This is a genomic window from Prevotella koreensis (assembly GCF_003977605.1).
Lineage (GTDB): Bacteria > Bacteroidota > Bacteroidia > Bacteroidales > Bacteroidaceae > Prevotella > Prevotella koreensis.
Map to the genome: position 1 here is coordinate 1,935,946 of NZ_RYYU01000001.1, position 17,769 is coordinate 1,953,714.

14 protein-coding genes and 1 tRNA gene are annotated in these 17,769 nt (G+C 47.8%); 2 read left to right on the top strand and 13 right to left on the bottom strand.

All coding sequences use genetic code 11. From position 1 onward, the window contains the following. Positions 1-9 precede the first annotated feature (9 nt). The 3 genes from gyrB to EHV08_RS08185 all read right to left on the bottom strand — a co-directional run bounded on the left by gyrB (position 10) and on the right by EHV08_RS08185 (position 2,647). Entirely contained in the window at positions 10-1,980 is a 1,971-nt protein-coding gene (gene gyrB, locus EHV08_RS08175) for a DNA topoisomerase (ATP-hydrolyzing) subunit B (protein WP_126678840.1), read from the bottom strand. Positions 1,981-2,135: 155 nt separating this feature from the next. Further along, positions 2,136-2,390, bottom strand: a complete 255-nt coding sequence (gene rpsT, locus EHV08_RS08180) for a 30S ribosomal protein S20 (protein ID WP_126678841.1) — start codon at positions 2,388-2,390, stop codon at positions 2,136-2,138. Between the two features lie 182 nt (positions 2,391-2,572). Further along, positions 2,573-2,647 (bottom strand) — tRNA-Glu (locus EHV08_RS08185). Positions 2,648-2,766: 119 nt separating this feature from the next. Here EHV08_RS08185 and recO point away from each other — a divergent pair. After that, positions 2,767-3,492, top strand: coding sequence for a DNA repair protein RecO (recO, locus tag EHV08_RS08190; protein ID WP_126678842.1), 726 nt, complete (start codon positions 2,767-2,769; stop codon positions 3,490-3,492). Between the two features lie 274 nt (positions 3,493-3,766). Next, positions 3,767-4,888 carry an AAA family ATPase gene (locus tag EHV08_RS08195; RefSeq protein WP_126678843.1) on the top strand — a complete coding sequence of 374 codons (1,122 nt, stop codon included), beginning with the start codon at positions 3,767-3,769 and terminating at the stop codon, positions 4,886-4,888. 426 nt (positions 4,889-5,314) lie between these two features. On the opposite strand, the gene EHV08_RS08200 is transcribed toward EHV08_RS08195, so the two are convergent. The 10 genes from EHV08_RS08200 to EHV08_RS08245 all read right to left on the bottom strand — a co-directional run bounded on the left by EHV08_RS08200 (position 5,315) and on the right by EHV08_RS08245 (position 17,727). Beyond that, a complete protein-coding gene (locus tag EHV08_RS08200) occupies positions 5,315-5,764 on the bottom strand; it encodes a GatB/YqeY domain-containing protein (RefSeq protein ID WP_126678844.1) in 450 nt (149 codons plus the stop codon). A gap of 9 nt (positions 5,765-5,773) precedes the next feature. Next, positions 5,774-7,093, bottom strand: coding sequence for a cell division protein FtsZ (gene ftsZ / locus EHV08_RS08205; RefSeq protein WP_126678845.1), 1,320 nt, complete (start codon positions 7,091-7,093; stop codon positions 5,774-5,776). Positions 7,094-7,134: 41 nt separating this feature from the next. Then, a complete protein-coding gene (gene ftsA / locus EHV08_RS08210) occupies positions 7,135-8,595 on the bottom strand; it encodes a cell division protein FtsA (RefSeq protein WP_126678846.1) in 1,461 nt (486 codons plus the stop codon). Between the two features lie 55 nt (positions 8,596-8,650). Further along, entirely contained in the window at positions 8,651-9,652 is a 1,002-nt protein-coding gene (locus tag EHV08_RS08215; protein ID WP_238988046.1) for a cell division protein FtsQ, read from the bottom strand. A gap of 57 nt (positions 9,653-9,709) precedes the next feature. Continuing rightward, positions 9,710-11,110, bottom strand: a complete 1,401-nt coding sequence (gene murC, locus EHV08_RS08220) for a UDP-N-acetylmuramate--L-alanine ligase (protein ID WP_126678847.1) — start codon at positions 11,108-11,110, stop codon at positions 9,710-9,712. Positions 11,111-11,113: 3 nt separating this feature from the next. After that, a complete protein-coding gene (gene murG / locus EHV08_RS08225) occupies positions 11,114-12,229 on the bottom strand; it encodes an undecaprenyldiphospho-muramoylpentapeptide beta-N-acetylglucosaminyltransferase (RefSeq protein ID WP_126678848.1) in 1,116 nt (371 codons plus the stop codon). Positions 12,230-12,286: 57 nt separating this feature from the next. Further along, positions 12,287-13,573, bottom strand: a complete 1,287-nt coding sequence (locus EHV08_RS08230) for an FtsW/RodA/SpoVE family cell cycle protein (RefSeq protein WP_126678849.1) — start codon at positions 13,571-13,573, stop codon at positions 12,287-12,289. Positions 13,574-13,637: 64 nt separating this feature from the next. Next, positions 13,638-14,981, bottom strand: coding sequence for a UDP-N-acetylmuramoyl-L-alanine--D-glutamate ligase (murD, locus tag EHV08_RS08235; protein WP_126678850.1), 1,344 nt, complete (start codon positions 14,979-14,981; stop codon positions 13,638-13,640). 7 nt (positions 14,982-14,988) lie between these two features. Next, positions 14,989-16,260 carry a phospho-N-acetylmuramoyl-pentapeptide-transferase gene (locus EHV08_RS08240; RefSeq protein WP_126678851.1) on the bottom strand — a complete coding sequence of 424 codons (1,272 nt, stop codon included), beginning with the start codon at positions 16,258-16,260 and terminating at the stop codon, positions 14,989-14,991. A gap of 15 nt (positions 16,261-16,275) precedes the next feature. Then, positions 16,276-17,727, bottom strand: a complete 1,452-nt coding sequence (locus EHV08_RS08245) for a UDP-N-acetylmuramoyl-L-alanyl-D-glutamate--2,6-diaminopimelate ligase (RefSeq protein ID WP_126678852.1) — start codon at positions 17,725-17,727, stop codon at positions 16,276-16,278. Between the last annotated feature and the right edge of the window lie 42 nt (positions 17,728-17,769).

Sequence of the window (17,769 nt, forward strand, 5' to 3'; positions counted from 1 at the left end):
CACCGCTGCTTATGCGTCGATATTTGCGTATGTGGCGTTCTTCTCTATGAACTGACGGCGCGGCTCAACGTCATCGCCCATCAGCATTGAGAACACCTCATCGGCTGCTGCTGCGTCTTCTATTGTCACCTGCTTGAGCAATCGTGTCTTCGGATCCATTGTCGTTTCCCAAAGTTGTTCGGGGTTCATTTCTCCCAAACCCTTGTAGCGTTGAGTGTGCAACAGGTTGCTGTTCTCGTCGCCGGCCACGTACTTGTCTATGAACTGTTGGCGTTGCTGCTCGGTATAGCAGTATTCGCTCACTTTCTTGAACGTGCATTTGTAGAGCGGCGGTGTAGCTATATACAGGTGTCCTTCTTGCACAACGCGCGGCATGAAGCGGTAGAAGAGTGTCATTATGAGTGTGTCGATGTGTGAGCCATCGACATCGGCATCGGTCATGATGATTATTTTATCATAACGCAGTTTGTCTATATTGGCTTCTTTGTCGCCTTCTCCTTCCACACCGAAGCGCACTCCGATGCTCTGTATTATGTTCATTACCGACTCGGCCTCGAATACCTTGTGCCATTGCACTTTCTCCACGTTAAGAATCTTTCCGCGAAGAGGCAGAATGGCCTGTGTGTATCGGTCGCGTCCCTGTTTTGCCGAGCCGCCTGCGGAGTCACCCTCGACAAGGAAAATCTCGCTTGTTTTCGGGTCTTTGTTAGAGCAGTCGGCAAGTTTTCCGGGCAGTCCGCCACCCGTCATCGGGTTCTTACGCTGCACACTCTCGCGTGCCTTACGCGCTGCGATACGTGCTGTTGCAGCAAGCACCACCTTGTCGCATATCAGTTTGGCCTCTTTCGGGTGCTCTTCGAGATAGTATGCCAGTGCTTCGCCTACGGCTTGTTGCACTGCTCCCGACACCTCGGAGTTGCCGAGTTTTGTTTTTGTCTGTCCCTCAAACTGAGGTTCTGCCACTTTGATTGATATTACGGCGGTAAGTCCTTCGCGGAAGTCTTCACCCGCAATCTCAATCTTTGCCTTCTCGATCTGCTTCGATATTTGCGGGTCTGCGTCGGCGTAAGTTTTCAGTGTGCGTGTGAGAGCCATACGGAAACCGGTGAGGTGTGTACCGCCCTCGATGGTGTTTATATTGTTCACGTAAGAGTGAATGTTCTCGGTGTAGTCGGTGTTATACATCACTGCCACTTCTATCGGTATGCCCTGTTTCTCGGTCTTCAGGTATATTACATCGTCGAAAAGATGTGTGCGGTGACGGTCAACGTATCTCACGAACTCTTTCAGTCCGTCCTTTGCGTGATACACCTCCTGCTTTGTCTTTCCGTCTTCATCGGGACGCAGGTCTGTAAGCGTAATTGTGATACCGGCATTGAGGTATGCCAATTCTCTCATTCGCTTTGCAATGACATCGTATTTGTATTCTGTTGTGGTGAAAACAGTGGCATCCGGCCAGAACTGCTGTCGTGTTCCGGTCTTGTCGGTCTCGCCAATCACCTTTACCGGGTATAGCGGTATTCCCCGCTCATATTCCTGTTGGTATATCTTTCCGTCGCGGAACACTTGCGACTTCATACGGCTTGAAAGGGCGTTAACGCAACTCACACCAACGCCATGCAGACCTCCACTGACCTTGTACGAGCCTTTGTCGAACTTACCTCCGGCGTGTAGCACCGTCATTACAACTTCGAGTGCAGACTTGTGCAGTTTTTTGTGTTCATCGACCGGTATTCCTCGACCGTTGTCCTGTACTGTTATTGAGTTGTCTTCGTTTATCGTGACTTCAATGTGTGTGCAGTATCCTGCCATCGCTTCGTCGATGGAGTTGTCCACAGTCTCGTTCACCAAGTGGTGCAAACCTTTGTCGGAGATGTCTCCGATATACATCGCCGGGCGTTTACGGACGGCCTCAAGACCCTCTAACACCTGTATGTTACTGGCTGAATAGTTATTCTGCTTGTTCTGATTTTCTGCCATTTTCTGTTTCGTATATTATAGTTTGCAAAGTTAATAAATAATACTCATATAACGAAATGCGAATTGCTAAAAATAATAAAATAAAAGACCGCTACCCTCACGGGCAACGGTCTCAGTCTAATCCTATGAAAAATTTTATTTATTATTTTGCCTTTTTAATCCAATCCATTGATATGCTTGATAAGACCTGACTTGAGGTTTGCGGCCTTATTCTTATGAATGATATTTTTAACAGCAAGTTTGTCAAGCATCTTCTGTACTTTTGGGAACAGTTGAAGAGCCTCTTCCTTGTCTGTCATTGCGCGCAATTTGCGCACTGCGTTACGCATTGTCTTAGCGTAGTACTTGTTGTGCAGAGTGCGAGTCTTGGTTTGACGTATTCTTTTCTCTGCCGACTTGTGGTTTGCCATTTCTTTTTTCTTGTTTTAAAAGTTTTTTGATAGCCTTTGGGTCTTGCGCCACTACGGCTGCCCTGGGCGGATTTTTTGCGGTTGCCCGCTTCTGAAAACCCTCTGCCACCGTTTCGCTTTGCACCTCACTTGCATTGAGGAAACTTTGCTATCGCATCGCTGCGATGATGACAGAATATTCTTGGTAGTCCCTAGGAGAGTCGAACTCCTCTTTAGAGAATGAAAATCTCTCGTCCTAACCGATAGACGAAGGGACCGTCATTATTAGCGGGTGCAAAGGTACTCCTTTTATTTATATCCTGCAAATTTTCTGCAATATTTTTTCGATTTATTCGCATTTTTATCTTTTTTATTCGTACTTTTGTCCTCTGAAGGTATGATAGTAAAGACAAAAGCGATAGTATTGCATACGCTGAAATATGGCGAGCGGAAGGTGATTGTGGAACTGCTGTGCCGTGAGACGGGACGCACCGCATGTATCGTTGTGATGCCAAAGACACAGAAGGGTAGGGTACAGAAGCAGGCATTGCAACCACTTACTCTGCTTGATGTGGAACTTGACATACGCCCCAACGTGCAGTTGCAGAATCTCCGAGATGTTCGCATGTCGTTACCATTCTCTTCCATTCCTTTCTCGGCCGAGAAATTGTCGATAGCATTGTTTATTTCCGAGTTTCTTTATAACGCCACGCGTGGCGAGCAGCGCAACGAGTTGCTCTTCGACTATGTTGAGAACAGCATTACATGGCTCGATGGATGCGAGCCTCCCTTTGCCAATTTTCACCTTGTATTTATGATGCGTATGGCGCGCTTCATCGGTTTCTATCCCAATGTGGAGGACTATATGGAGGGCGATTTCTTCGACTTGCGTGATGCCATGTTCGTGAGTGATGCGCCTCGGCACAGCGATTATCTCTCGGCTCCTGATGCCCAAAGGTTGTCGCAGTTGGTGCGTATGGGCTATAACACTATGCACCTGTTCCGTATGTCACATTCCGACCGTGTGCGTATTGCTGAGGGTATCGTAAGATACTACCGTCTTCACGTTGCCGGTTTTCCCGAACTGCGCTCTTTGGCTGTACTGAAAGAATTGTGGCGATAACCCTCTGTCGAGCCTTATTCCACAACGCTCTACCTTTATTATATCTCTTTACCATTGGCATCAGAAAATGTTCTACAATGCTTTTCATAGTCAAAATTAAGTTAAATATATGATGCAAAGAGAATATTATAATAATATTATAATTATCTTTGCATAAAATTGTAACCATAATCAGTTGTCCATAATTAAATGTTATAAATTCTATGGGATGGCAAGTGAAGAGAATAAGAAATACGTTTAATAGTGAACATCTGATTATATAATAATATGAGTTATGGAACTAACAAATCCTTTCATAATACATGGCTATCACTCTCCTCATTATTTCTGCGATCGTGAGGAGGAGACAAAGTTGCTCACAAATGCTTTTACCAACGGAAATAACGTGGCGTTGATTTCTCCGCGACGTTTGGGAAAGACCGGACTGATATGTCATTGTATGCAACAGGAACAAATAAAAGAGAATTACTACACGTTTCTTGTTGACATCTACGCAACGAAAAACCTGCAAGAGTTTGTTTACGAACTTGGGAAAACGGTTGTAGATGTGCTCAAATCGCGTGGCAGAAAGGCGTGGGAAATGTTTGTTAACTGTCTCACATCGTTGCGTGGCAGCCTGTCATTCGATATGAATGGCAAACCGGAATGGACGATGAGCCTCGGTGAGATAGCAACGCCGATAGTAACTCTCGATGAGATTTTCCGCTATCTGGAAGGAGCAGACAACCGTTGCATCGTGGCGATAGACGAGTTTCAAGCCATAGCAGGATATCCCGAGAAAAACGTTGAGGCTTTGTTGCGCACCCATATTCAGCACTGCCGTAATTGCAATTTCATCTTTGCAGGGTCGGAACGACATGTGATGACTGAGATTTTTCTTAGTGCTTCGCGACCGTTCTATCAGAGCACCAAGATGATAACGATTCTTCCCATAGAATGTGACCGTTACGTTGATTTTGCACAACGTCTTTTCAAAGAATACGACAAGGCGATAGACCGTGAAGCGGTTGTTGAGATATATAACCGTTATGAGGGCATCACATGGTATGTGCAGTCGGTTCTCAATTCTCTCTTCACTACCACTCCGGTTGGTGGTCGGTGTGATGTCGGAGATGTTTCGCAGGCGATAGAACAGGTTGTGGTGCAGCAGAGCTTTGCATATTCGTCTCTTCTCTATCAGTTGCCGGCAAAACAGAAAGAGGTATTGATTGCCATCTGTCGTGAGGGAAAGGCTCGTAACATTTCATCAAAGGATTTCTTGCAACGTCACCACCTCACGGCAAGCAGTGTGCAGGCCGCTGTAAAGGGTTTGCTTGAAAAGGATTTTATAACGTCAGACCTTGGCACATTCACCGTATATGACAAGTTCTTTGCCGATTGGTTGTTGAGACAGTGACAGCCGATAAGTGCAAACCGATGTGCGCAATATAATGTTTCAGAGCCTTATAAGTCGCATAGAACAATGTGAAAGGAGATGTTATGGTTTGCAATTTGGGCGAAATTGAGGAACAAAATAGGCGAGATTGGTTTGCAATTTAGGCGAATTTGCAAACCAATCTCGCCGGTTTTAGGATTTAGGAGTTTGTCACGGCATATATGCCTGACGTGAGTTTAAACCCCAATCGGTCGTTAGAACCCTGATCTGATTTCGTTCGATTGCCAGGCAGATGTGCTGACGTTTCATCGAAGGCGTAGCGGGCTACGTCGAGATGTAATGGCAGTGCAGATGTCGGCAAGCGGACAAAAGCAGTAGGGAAGCATACCGGCAATAGCAAAAATAAGCAAATGCGGTCTAAGGACTGATTTGGGTTTAACTACTGCTTCAAGCCAAAAGGCTGCGCACCACTGCCGAAATCTTGCCGCCCTCGGCTCGTCCGGCCATTTGTTTGCTTGCAATGCCCATCACTTTTCCCATATCTTTCATTGATGTGGCACCTGTCTCAGCAATTATTTTCTTCACTTCCTCCTCTATTTCGCTGTCGGAAAGTTGTTTTGGCAGATAACTTTCAAGCACCTCCACCTGTGCCAATTCGGCTTCGGCAAGGTCTTGTCTGCCGGCACCGGTGTAAGTGGTGGCAGTCTCGCGACCCTGTTTTGCCAGTTTGGCTATGATTTTCAGCGCATCAACATCTTCGAGAGTGTCGTTTGCACCGGGTGCAGTCTTCGCCTCAAGGAATACTTTCTTTATGTTGCGCAGCGTTTCAAGCCGTACTTTGTCTCTGGCTTTCATTGCCGCCTTGATGTCTTCACTTATTTGATCGAATAGCATAATTATTGATATTTAAAAAACTATTTTTCCTGTTACGTCAATTTTCTGTTCGTCGCTTTCTTTTTCGCCATCGCCTTTACCGGTGGCCTGTGAGCGAATGTTGTCGAGAATCTGTCGCGTGCGCTTGTATGTGGGAGTCTGTTCCACGGCAGATATAACGTTGTCGTTGTCGAGGTCTTCGTGACGGAAGATAAATATGTGCGGACGACGTTTATACTGCGATGTCTTTCCGTCTTTGCCGTAGTATCTGTTTCGGCGGTCTTGTCGTTCTGCCGCTTTCTCCTCTTCCTCTGCTATGCGGTTCTGCTCTTCCATGGTGCGTTTCTTGAAGTGGCCGTCCATTCCGTCCACATTCTCTATGCCGAAGCCCGTTGCGAGAATCGTCACTTTCACCTTAGGTCCCAGTTCCGGGTCGGTGGCAAGTCCCCATTTCAGTTCAAATCCGGTGCCGAAGCGAGCCATGAACTCGTTGACATCATTCATTTCTTCCATCGTAAGGCTTGCGTTGTTCTGTTTGTCAGAGCAGAAAGAGATAGACAGCAGTATCTTCTTTGAGTTGAAGACATCGTTATCGTTGAGCAACGGAGAGTTCAGTGCATCCTCAATGGCTTTCTTCACTCGTCCTTCTCCTTCGCCATATCCTGTTGACATGATAGCGACTCCACCGTCTTTCAGCACCGTCTTAACATCGTTGAAGTCAAGGTTTATCAGTCCGTGAACGGTGATAATCTCTGCTATCGACTTCGCAGCAATGCTCAGAGTGTCGTCGGCCTTGGCGAAAGCGTCGAGCACTGTCAGTTCGGGATATATCTCACGCAGTCTTTCGTTGTTGATAACGAGAAGCGCATCTACATGTTTGGCCATCTCCTCAACACCGTCGAGAGCCTGGTCTATCTTGCGATCGCCTTCAAAACGGAACGGAATGGTTACGATGCCCACGGTGAGTATGCCCATTTCCTTGCTTGTTCGGGCAATCACCGGTGCTGCTCCGGTGCCTGTACCACCACCCATTCCTGCCGTGATGAATGCCATTTTAGTGCCGTCACTGAGCATATTCTTCACGTCAGCGAGACTCTCTTCTGCGGCCTCGCGTGCCTTGTCGGGCTTGTTCCCGGCTCCGAGTCCCTCTTTTCCGAGTTGCAGGTGCACCGGCACGGGTGAGTCGTTGAGAGCCTGATTGTCGGTATTGCAAAGGACGAAAGACACATCGTGAATGCCTTCTCTGTACATGTGGTTCACTGCGTTGCCGCCACCGCCGCCAACGCCTATCACTTTTATTATGCTGTTATCTTTTTCGGGCTCACCGAAATCCAATATCATATTGTCTGGCATGTTATTCTATTTTTAAATGTTTGTTAGTAATCGATTTTCACTTATTGTTCTTCGTCTTCAGAGAGTAGTTTCTTCACGAGCGATTTTACGCGCATTCCGAACTTCTTTATACCATTGTCTTTCTTCTCCTCCTCTTCTTTTTCCTTTTGCTGTTGCAGTTCCAATTCTCGCTGTATTCTCTCCTCCTCTTCCTGCTGTTCGCGCAGTTCCTGAGCCTTGCGTTTCTCTGCTTCGGTGAGAACCACTCCCTCGGCGAGTTCGTTAGGTTGTCGTGGGTCGCGATGAAGTTCTACGGTAGTGGTAGTGATGTCGGCTTTCGGCTCCTCGAACAAGTCTTTTGTCGGGTCAACCTCTTTGCCCGCGCAGTTCATGTCGCCTTTTGCAAGGATACCGAGAACAGTGTTCATCATACCGTTGTGCGTCGTGATGAGTGGGTCTTTTGCGTTTATTGATATGTTTACCGACTTCGCAATGCGTATCTTGTCAATGTGTGTATGGTTTGCGAATGCCGTTTCTATGCCGGGCATGTTTGAGCCACCACCGGTGAGAATCAGTCCTCCGAGCAGTCGTTCGGCAAATTCTGAAGGCACCTGATACCACACGTTCTCGATTATTTCTTCAAGTCTGCCCTCCACAATCTCCACAAACCTTCGTTGGTCAACGTTCCTGTCTGTATCGAGAGGGTATGTTGTCTGGCTGTCGATGTCGCCGTTCTCTGTGAAGGCCACTGCGTGTTCGAGTTTCATTTTCTCGGCAACGTCTTCTTCTACCTGCAACGACGCAATGTCTTTGGTGATGTTGTTGCTGCCGAGAGGAATAACGGCGAGGTGGCGCAGAATGTTCTTGTAGTAAACAGAAACGGTTGTGGTGTCGGCACCGAGGTCAACAAGTACACATCCGGAGCGTTTCTCCGCATCGGTGAGAACGGCATCGGCGAGAGCCAACGGTGCAAGATACATCTCGGCGATGGCCACTCCTGCCATTTCGAAACATTTGTTCAGACGGCGATAGAACTCATATCTCCATAAGATGTTGAGGAAGTTTCCTTCCAGACGGTTGCACTGTATGCCCACAGGGTCAATCTGAAGTTGGTTGTCAACCTTGTATTCCTGTGTTGCAGCATCAAGGATTTCCTGGTCTTGGTAACTCATGTTACGGTTCGCATCCATCAGTTCGTTCACCATCATCTGTGTGACGATGGTGTCTGCGGGAAGTGTTTTGATGATGTTATTCTTGACGCTTCTTATCGACTGTCCTCCCACTCCCACATATACATGTGTTATTTCCTGTTTCAGTGTGGCAGTGAGTTTCTTCACAATGTTCGAGATACACTGTGCCGTCTTGTCGATTTTATAAACCACGCCCTTGTGAATGAACGACGAGGAGTCTTCCTTCACGATGGCAAGTACACTGATGCTACCGTCGAGATTTTTCTTTCCCGCGATGCCGGTCATCTTTGACGACCCCAATTCGATTGCTACGATAAATTCCCTTGCTGACATACCCTTATCAATTTATATTATTTCTTTTTTCTATTACATTATATATATAAGCTTCTTATTTCTTCTTTTCCGGCTTTTTCTCTTTTTCCTTCTTTACCTCTTTCTTTTCTTTCTTTACTTCTTTCTTCTCCGGCTCTTTCTTCTTTTCCTTTTTTTGCGGAGTGGTTTTCTCCGTATTTTCTTTCTTTTCTTTCGCCACGGAGTCAGGTTTCGTCACCTCAATCTTCTCCACATCAGCCATTTCCGGCTTTATTTGCCGCGCAGAATTACGGTAGTGGCATATTATCTGGTTGTCGAACTCAAGGTTGATGTAGTCGTACCGATTCCATCCGGCCTTGCTTAGTCCGTACCGATAGAACTTTTCAAGTCGTGAAAGTTTGGTTTCGAGCATCTTGTTTATTGCCTGCTTGCGTACAGAAGAAATTCTCTCCACCGGCAACTGACCGATGAAAATGATGTGGTCGCCCAGTCGCGGCACTAATTCTATGCCTCTTTTCTCGGTCACGTTGATTTGCTCGAAAAGGTTTCGCCACAGTTCGTTGTCCATCAGCATTTCTGTCATCGGCATGAGATAGTCGGTGGCATAACGCTTGTCGATGTTCCCGGTGGCGATTATCAGGTCTGACACATAGTTTGAGTTGGGCATCACTCCTCCCCGCTCGTCGATGTAGTAGTCGTCGCCTTTCTGGCTCTTGACGCGCAACAGAGGCAGTCGTTGCGTGATATTGATAGTCACATCGCCGTTTTCGGCCTTGAAACACTGTGCCGTTTTCACGAAAGCCATACTCTTTAGTTTCTCCTCTATGGCGCGTGTGCTAATGTCTCCGGTCTTCTTGTTCACCGGCATCATTTTCGAAGAAGTAAGTATTTTGGTCACATCTTCGGCTTTAAGGAAGCCGTTGGTGTTCTCATCGGCAATCCTTATGTTGCACTTGCGGCACACCACTGCCGAATTTGCCGGCTCGTTGAAAGAGGTGAAGGCAAAGACAAGATATATCGCGAGCAGCACATCGAGTGTCGCGATTATGGTCTTTTTCCAGTTTATATGAATCTTCATACTTTTCTCCTTCTTTATTTTTGCAGGCGGCTTATCGCCGTCCTTACTTTCGTTATTTTATCTGTTCTTCTCGGCAATGCCGTATTTCTGCCTCAATATTTTCTCTATTTCGGATGCTTGATTGTCCAGGTCGCCTGCTCCGAGCAGCAACAGAACCTCGAAATCGTGCTCGCTTATGAATTTCAGTACATTGTCTTTGCATATCAGATGCTTCTCTACTCCTGCGGCGAGGTTGTCGTATATCAGTTTTGATGTGACACCCTCTATTGGCAATTCGCGTGCAGGGTAAATCTCTGTCAGCACCACCTCGTCGAGTTGGCTTAGTGCAGAGGCGAAGTCTTTGTAGAAATCGCGGGTGCGAGTGTACAGGTGAGGCTGGAAGATTGCGGTGATGCGACGGTTGCGATAGAGTTCACGCATGCTCTTTGCGCTGTGGAAAATCTCTTTCGGATGATGTGCGTAGTCGCTTAGGAAGACAATTTTGTCGGTCTTCAGTTTGAAATCGAAGCGTCGGTCAACACCCTTATATGTCCCCATTCCGTAGCGCAATTCCTCTGCCGTGCAACCGTTCAGTTGCGCCATTGCCATTGCTGCCACTCCGTTCTCGATGTTTATCGTCACCGGTTGTCCGAGCCGCACATCCTTCACGTTTTCTATTGGCGATACAAAATCGAACGTAATTTCTCCGTCGTCTATGCGTATGTTCTCTGCATGGAAGTCGCCCTCATCGATACTGTATTCAAAGACGCGCACACCGTCGGCCACCTTTGGCTTCATTTCCAATCCGCGACGCATTATCAGTGCACCACCTTGTTGTATTAACGTGGTGTAGTGTTCGAAACTTTCGAGATATGCCTCTTTCGTGCCGTAGATGTCAAGATGGTCGGCATCGGTACTTGTGATTACCGTCATCCAAGGTTTGAGCCAATGGAAAGAGCGGTCGAACTCGTCGGCCTCTATTACCACATAGTCGCTCTGTTTGCTCAGTATGTAGTTAGTGGCATAGTTCTTAGATATTCCTCCGAGGAAAGCGTTGCAGTCAGTGTGGCTTTGGTGCATGATATGGGCACACATTGCCGATGTTGTTGTCTTGCCGTGTGTTCCGGCGAAGCACAATCCTTTGTGTGCCTCGGTGAGTATTCCGAGCACCTGTGCGCGCTTCATCACCGTGAAATCGTTCTGTTTGAAGTATTCGAGTTCGCGGTGAGTATCGGGTATTGCGGGTGTATATACCACGAGTGTCGTATTCTTGTTGCGACAAGCATGTGGTATCTGCTCCGTGTTTTCTTCGTAATGTATCAGCACACCCTCTTTCTCTAACTGCTGTGTCAGTGCAGAAGGAGTCTTGTCGTAGCCTGCCACAACGAATCCGCGGCTTACGAAATATCGGGCTATGGCACTCATTCCGATGCCTCCTACACCGATGAAATATACCGATTTAATATCTTTTATTGTCATGTTCTATCTTCTTGATGCGAGTTTTATCACTTCGTCGGCGATGATGTCGGCAGAGTCGGGTAGTGCCATTTTCTTGGCATTAGTCCCAAGGTTCATGTAATCTGCTTTTTTCTCCGTGAGTGTTTCTATTGCCAACGGAATCAGTTTCTGTCGTGCTTCGCTGTCCTTTACCATCAGTGCGGCCTGTTTGTTTACCAATGCCATTGCGTTGTGTGTCTGATGATCTTCTGCAACGTTAGGCGAAGGAACGAGTATCGAGGGCTTGCCCAACAGACAAAGTTCGCTTATGCTACTTGCTCCGGCACGGCTGATTACAAGGTTGGCGGCGCGGTAAGCCTCGTCCATGTTGCTTATAAAGTCAGTAGGCTTGAGATTTTCGGGGCAGCCTTTCGCTTTGAGAGATTCCATTATGTTTTGGAAATAGTAGCCTCCGGTCTGCCAAACGAACTGAATGTCGTGGGTCGAAATCATCTCGAGGTTGTCCATAACGCTCTCGTTGATGGTTCGTGCACCGAGACTTCCGCCGATTATCAGCACCACCGGGCGTTGCGGGTCGAGTCCCATTTTGCTGCGTGCTTCCTCTTGTGAGAGTCGGCAGTCGAGCAGTTGCTGTCTTACGGGGTTTCCCGTAACCATTATTTTGTCGGCAGGGAAGAAACGTTCCATGCCCTCGTATGCCACACAAATCTTACTTGCTTTCTTCGCGAGCAGTTTGTTGGTGACACCGGCGTATGAGTTCTGTTCCTGTATAAGGCATGGAATGCCCATTGCTGCACATTTGTTCAGTGTCGGACCGCTGGCATATCCTCCCACGCCAACTGCCGCCATAGGACGGAATTGCTGTATTATCTGTTTCGCCATGCGCTGGCTTTTCCATATCTTATACAGCACTTTTATGTTCTTCAGCATGTTCTTGCGGTCGAATCCGCATATAGGCAGGCCTTTTATTTCATAGCCTGCCGCCGGCACTCGCTGCATCTCCATACGTCCTTCTGCGCCTACAAAGAGAATCTTTGCATCGGGACGCTTGTGTCGTATGGCATTGGCGATGGACACGGCCGGGAAAATGTGCCCGCCGGTTCCGCCTCCGCTGATTATTATTCTAAGTTCTTCGTCCATATCTTTTCCTTTAATATTCTAACTTTATCATCTTCTCCACATCTCACATTCCATCGTTCACTCCTCATCACTCAACCTTGAACAATCATTGTTCAAGGCCAAACACTCATCGCGTTTTTTGGCCTTACTGCTCACACTCATAATAACTCCGATGTAAACGCAGTTTATTATGGTGGATGTTCCGCCCTTGCTTATCAGCGGCAACGGCTGTCCGGTAACGGGTGCGAGTCCCACTGCCACCATCATATTGAATATGGCCTGCGTCACCATAAGCAGTGCGAGTCCCATGATGAGCAGTGCGGGGAAGGAGTAAGCACACCTGTTGGCAATCTTTGCGGTGCGGAACAGCAGTATGAGGTATAGCAAACACACCCCGACCGCGCCCCACAGTCCCATCTCTTCGATGATTATGGCATAGATGAAGTCGCTGAATGCCTGCGGCAACCAGTCGCGTTGAACCGAGTTGCCGGGGCCTTTACCGACGAGATTGCTCGATGCAATGGCGATGTTTGCATGCGCCACCTGTCCGTCTTTATCGAGGTCGAACTTCTCCGGAGCCACCTCCTCATCGTTTACAAATTTCTTTATGCGATTCTTCCATGTGCCGAAGCGGTGTAGAATGCCGCCACCTTTCTTTTTCTCCGGTTTGTCTATGGTCTCCGTTCTGACGCGAGGGTCGTTCTTTGCGAGTGCTTCTTCTTCGGTGTTCTCGCCCAAAGTCCATATCGCACCGAAGCCAAGCAGTCCCATCAGCATTATCACGCCGAGCAGTTTTCCAATCTGTTTCATTGGCACACGACCAATAAACATCATCAGTATCACCACCAGTCCGAGCAGTGCCGCGGTGGAAAAGTTCTCGCGGAAGATTAGCAATATAAACGGAACGGAAATAATAAGGATATATTTGAATGCCCTTTTATCTACTGTGTCGCCGTCTTGCAATGCACTGAGTATCATCACTTCTGCGAGAACTACTGCCCCCTTTGCCAATTCGGAGGGCTGGAACTGTATGCCACCAATATCGAACCATCGTGACGCACCGTTTATCTCGCCCCCTGTTAGGGACGTAATCAGTAGCATTATAAACGACACAATCAATGCAAAAGGTGATATTATCTTGTAATATCGGCAGTCGATGTTCATTGTGATGACGAGAAACACCACACCCACACCAATCAGCATGGTGTGTTTGATCATCGGATCAAGATAACTGGTGTCGTTCGTGAGTTCGCTCGCGGCACTGAACACCTCGACAATACTCACGATGCACAGGAAGAAGAAGACAGTCCATATAATGGTGTCGCCCTTCATTCTGCCTTTTGTCTTCTTGCTATCTTCTTCCATGTCTGTATTATTTTTATTCTATAGAGATAAATTTCTTTTCCCGCTTGGGGGCTATTCTTTGTGTTCAGAGTGAGCGCACGAGTTGCTTGAACTGTTCTCCGCGATCCTCCATGTTCTTGAACAGGTCGAAACTTGCGCAGCAAGGCGATAGCAATACGGTCATTCCCGGCTCTGCCATCTCGTAACATGCAGCCACGCAGTCCTTCATCGAATGAGTGTCACGCACCGGAATGCCCAGTGAGTCGAAGTTCTCGTGCAGTTTGGTGTTATCTGCTCCGAGATACACAATACCCGCACACTTCTTCTTTACCAAGTCCTTTATCGGCTCGTAGTCATTCCCTTTGTCCTTTCCTCCTATGATAAGGATGGTCGGTGTCTTCATACTCTCAAGTGCATACCAGCACGCATCGACGTTGGTTGCTTTCGAGTCGTTGATATATTCCACACCTGCCACACGCGTCACTTTCTCTAATCGGTGCTCCACACCGGGGAAATCGCCAAGACTCTTGCGTATCACTTCATTCTTTATTCCGGCAACCGAAGAGGCCAGTCCAGCCGCGAGAGAGTTGTATATGTTGTGTTTGCCGGTGAGCGAGAGAGCCTCTTGTTCCATGTTGAACGGCGTGGGCTCTTCAAGTTTGTACTCTCCCTCCTCGATATATCCGATAGAACCTCTCTCCTTCAGTTCGGAGAAGGGTAGTTTTATGGCCTTTATGTCGTATTTTTCGAGTTCGTTTTTTATTATAGGGTCATCGTTCCAATAGATGAAAGCATCGTCTGCCGTCTGGTTCTGCACAATCCTCATCTTCGAGTTAACATAGTTCTGCATGCAGTTGTCATAACGGTCGAGGTGGTCGGGGGTTATATTTAGCAACACCGCAACGTTGGCACGGAAGTCGTACATATTGTCGAGTTGGAACGAACTCAACTCTATTATGTAGTACTTGTGCGGGTCTTCTGCAACCTGCAGAGCCAATGATTTGCCGATGTTCCCGGCCAGTCCTGCATCGTAGCCGGCCGCCTTGAAGATATGATATATCAGCGATGTCGTCGTCGTTTTGCCGTTCGAGCCGGTGATACAAATCATCTTGGAGTCGGTGTAACGCCCTGCAAACTCTATCTCGCTTATTATATGAATGCCTTTGGCAATTATTTTCTGCACCATCGGAGCCTCGTCGGGGATACCGGGACTCTTGATAACCTCGTCGGCAGAGAGTATTTTCTCCTCCGTATGCTGTCCTTCCTCCCATTCTATGTCATGGTCATCGAGCATCTTCTTGTAGCGATCCTTTATCATGCCCATGTCAGACACGAACACATCGAATCCCTCCTTCTTTGCAAGTACGGCTGCACCGGCACCACTTTCGGCTGCGCCAAGCACCACAATGCGTCTTCTCTCGTCTTTCATCTTCTGATTATCTGATCTTCAATGTTATTATAGTTATCGCCGCAAGGATTATAGTTATAATCCAGAAGCGGAATGTTATCTTGGATTCATGGAACTGTCGTCTTGGCCAGTTCTTGAAAACATATCGGCTTGTCTTGTCGAGTTGCTCGTCCAACTTGCGGAAATTGTCGTGTATCGGCGTGGCTCTGAACACTCGCACGCGCTGCCCTTTGCGTTTCATTGTCTTGAACCAGAACGTTTGAATCATAACGCTGAGGCTCTCGACGAGGAAAATGCCGCAGAGAATGGGCACCAACAACTCCTTATGTATTATCACTGCACAAACACCGATGATACCACCGATTGTGAGAGAACCGGTGTCACCCATGAATATCTGTGCCGGATAGGCGTTATACCAAAGGAAACCTATCATCGCACCGATGAACGCACAGAGGAACACCACAAGTTCTTGCGACCCCGGAATATACATTATATTAAGATATGAGGCAAACTCAAGATGCGAACTTACATATGCAAAGATTCCCAATGCCACACCTATTATGGCCGAGTTGCCGGCACACATACCGTCCATTCCGTCGTTGAGGTTAGCACCGTTGCTCACTGCCGTCACCACTACTATTGTCATTATCACAAACAGAATCCAACCTGCAGCATTGGCATATTCTCCCATGAATCCCATTATCTTCGAGTAGTCGAGGTTGTGATCTTTGACGAATGGAATCGTGGTCTTCAGCGATTTTGTCAGTTCCGACTTGTGAGTTACCACCAGTTCCTGTCCTTGCTTGAACGTCTCGACGTTCTCACGTATCTTGGCATCCGGACTTGCCCATAACACCAAGCCCACAATAAGCCCGATACTCACCTGTCCCACAATCTTGTATTTCCCTTTCAGTCCTTCCTTGTTGTTACGGAATATCTTGATATAGTCGTCAAGTAAACCGAGGAAACCGAGCCATACGGTGGTTATTATCATCAGTATGAGGTATATGTTGCGCATGCGTCCCAACAATACCACAGGCAGAAGAATGGATACTATTATTATGATACCGCCCATCGTTGGCACCCCTTTCTTATCTGCTCCGAATGGGTCGATGTTCACATCGCGCTGTTTCTCAGAAATTTTCCTGCGCCTCATCCACTTGATAAACTTCTCGCCGAACCATGCAGAGATGAGCAACGACAGAATCAGAGTGAGCAATGCGCGGAACGAAACATACGACCAGAGGTGTGCCCCGGGGATGTTGAACTGTTCTAAAAATCTGAAAATATAGTATAACATATCTCGAATTTCTTTTTAATTTGTTATAAACTCGCGCACCACCTCCTTGTCATCGAAGTGGTGTTTCACTCCTTTTATTTCCTGATAGTCCTCATGTCCTTTGCCGGCAATGAGTATTACGTCGCCTTTCTGTGCCATCATGCACGCCGTGCGGATAGCCTCGCGACGATCGACGATGCACAACACTTTCTTCATCTGTTGTCGGTCGAGTCCGGCAAGCATGTCGTTTATTATCTCCTGCGGATCCTCAAAACGGGGGTTGTCGCTCGTTATGATGACGCGGTCGCTCTGTCTTGCGGCCTCCTTTGCCATCAGCGGTCGTTTCCCTTTATCGCGATTACCGCCTGCACCGCATACCGTTATCACCTTTCCGCGCCCATCGAGCACCTCGTGAATGGCATTCAGCACGTTCTCAAGCGCATCGGGAGTGTGCGCATAGTCAACGATGGCGGTGAAGCCATCGGCCGAACGGATTGGCTCGAGTCTTCCGCTGACGCTGCCCAGCGTGCTCAAGGCAATGAGAATATCCTCCGGCTTTTCGCCGAGAACCCTTGCCGTGCCATATACTGCAAGCAGGTTGCTGACATTGAATTTACCGATGAACTGCACCCCGACTTCATATCCGTCTATTTCCAGATACATTCCTTCGAAGTGGCATTCTATAAGGCGGGCACGATAGTCGGCCATCTGTCTTGTGGAATATGTCTTCACCGTGGCTTTGGTGTTCTGAACCATTACGCTGCCATTCTTGTCATCGGCATTGATAATGGCATAACTGCCCTTCGGCAGCATGTCGAAGAACGCTTTCTTTGCATCGCGATAGTTCTCGAATGTCTTGTGATAGTCGAGGTGGTCGCGTGTCAGATTGGTGAATATTCCCACGGAGAACTTTAGTCCGCCTATGCGTTTCTGTGCAATGGCGTGACTTGAGCACTCCATGAAGACATACTGACAACCGGCATCCACCATTTGCGCGAGCAGTCGGTTGAGTTCAATAGGATCGGGCGTGGTATGGTCTGCCGGCACGACTTCTTCCTCTATGTAGTTGCACACGGTGGACAACAGACCGCACTTATATCCCAACTTGCGGAACATATTATATAATAAGGTGGCGATTGTGGTTTTACCGTTTGTGCCGGTAGCACCCACCAGTTTCAGTTTCTCCGACGGATTGCCGTAGAAAGCGGTGGCTACGTGACCCACGACATCCTCTGTTGAGGGCACTTTTACGTATGTCACGCCTTCGGAAAGCACCTCCGGCAGTTCCTCACAGAGCACCGCCGCAGCCCCTTGTTCTGTTGCCTTTGTTATGAAGCGGTGACCATCAACCTGCGTTCCCCTCATTGCAACGAACAATTGTCCTGTGCCAATGCGGCGCGAGTCGATATTGACTCCCGTTATTTCTACGTTGTCACTGCCTGTGAGTGCGACGTTTTTGATGTTCCTTAGCAACTCGTTGAGTTTCATGTCTTTTTCTTTTTATTCCCTTGCGGGGATTGCTGTTTCAGA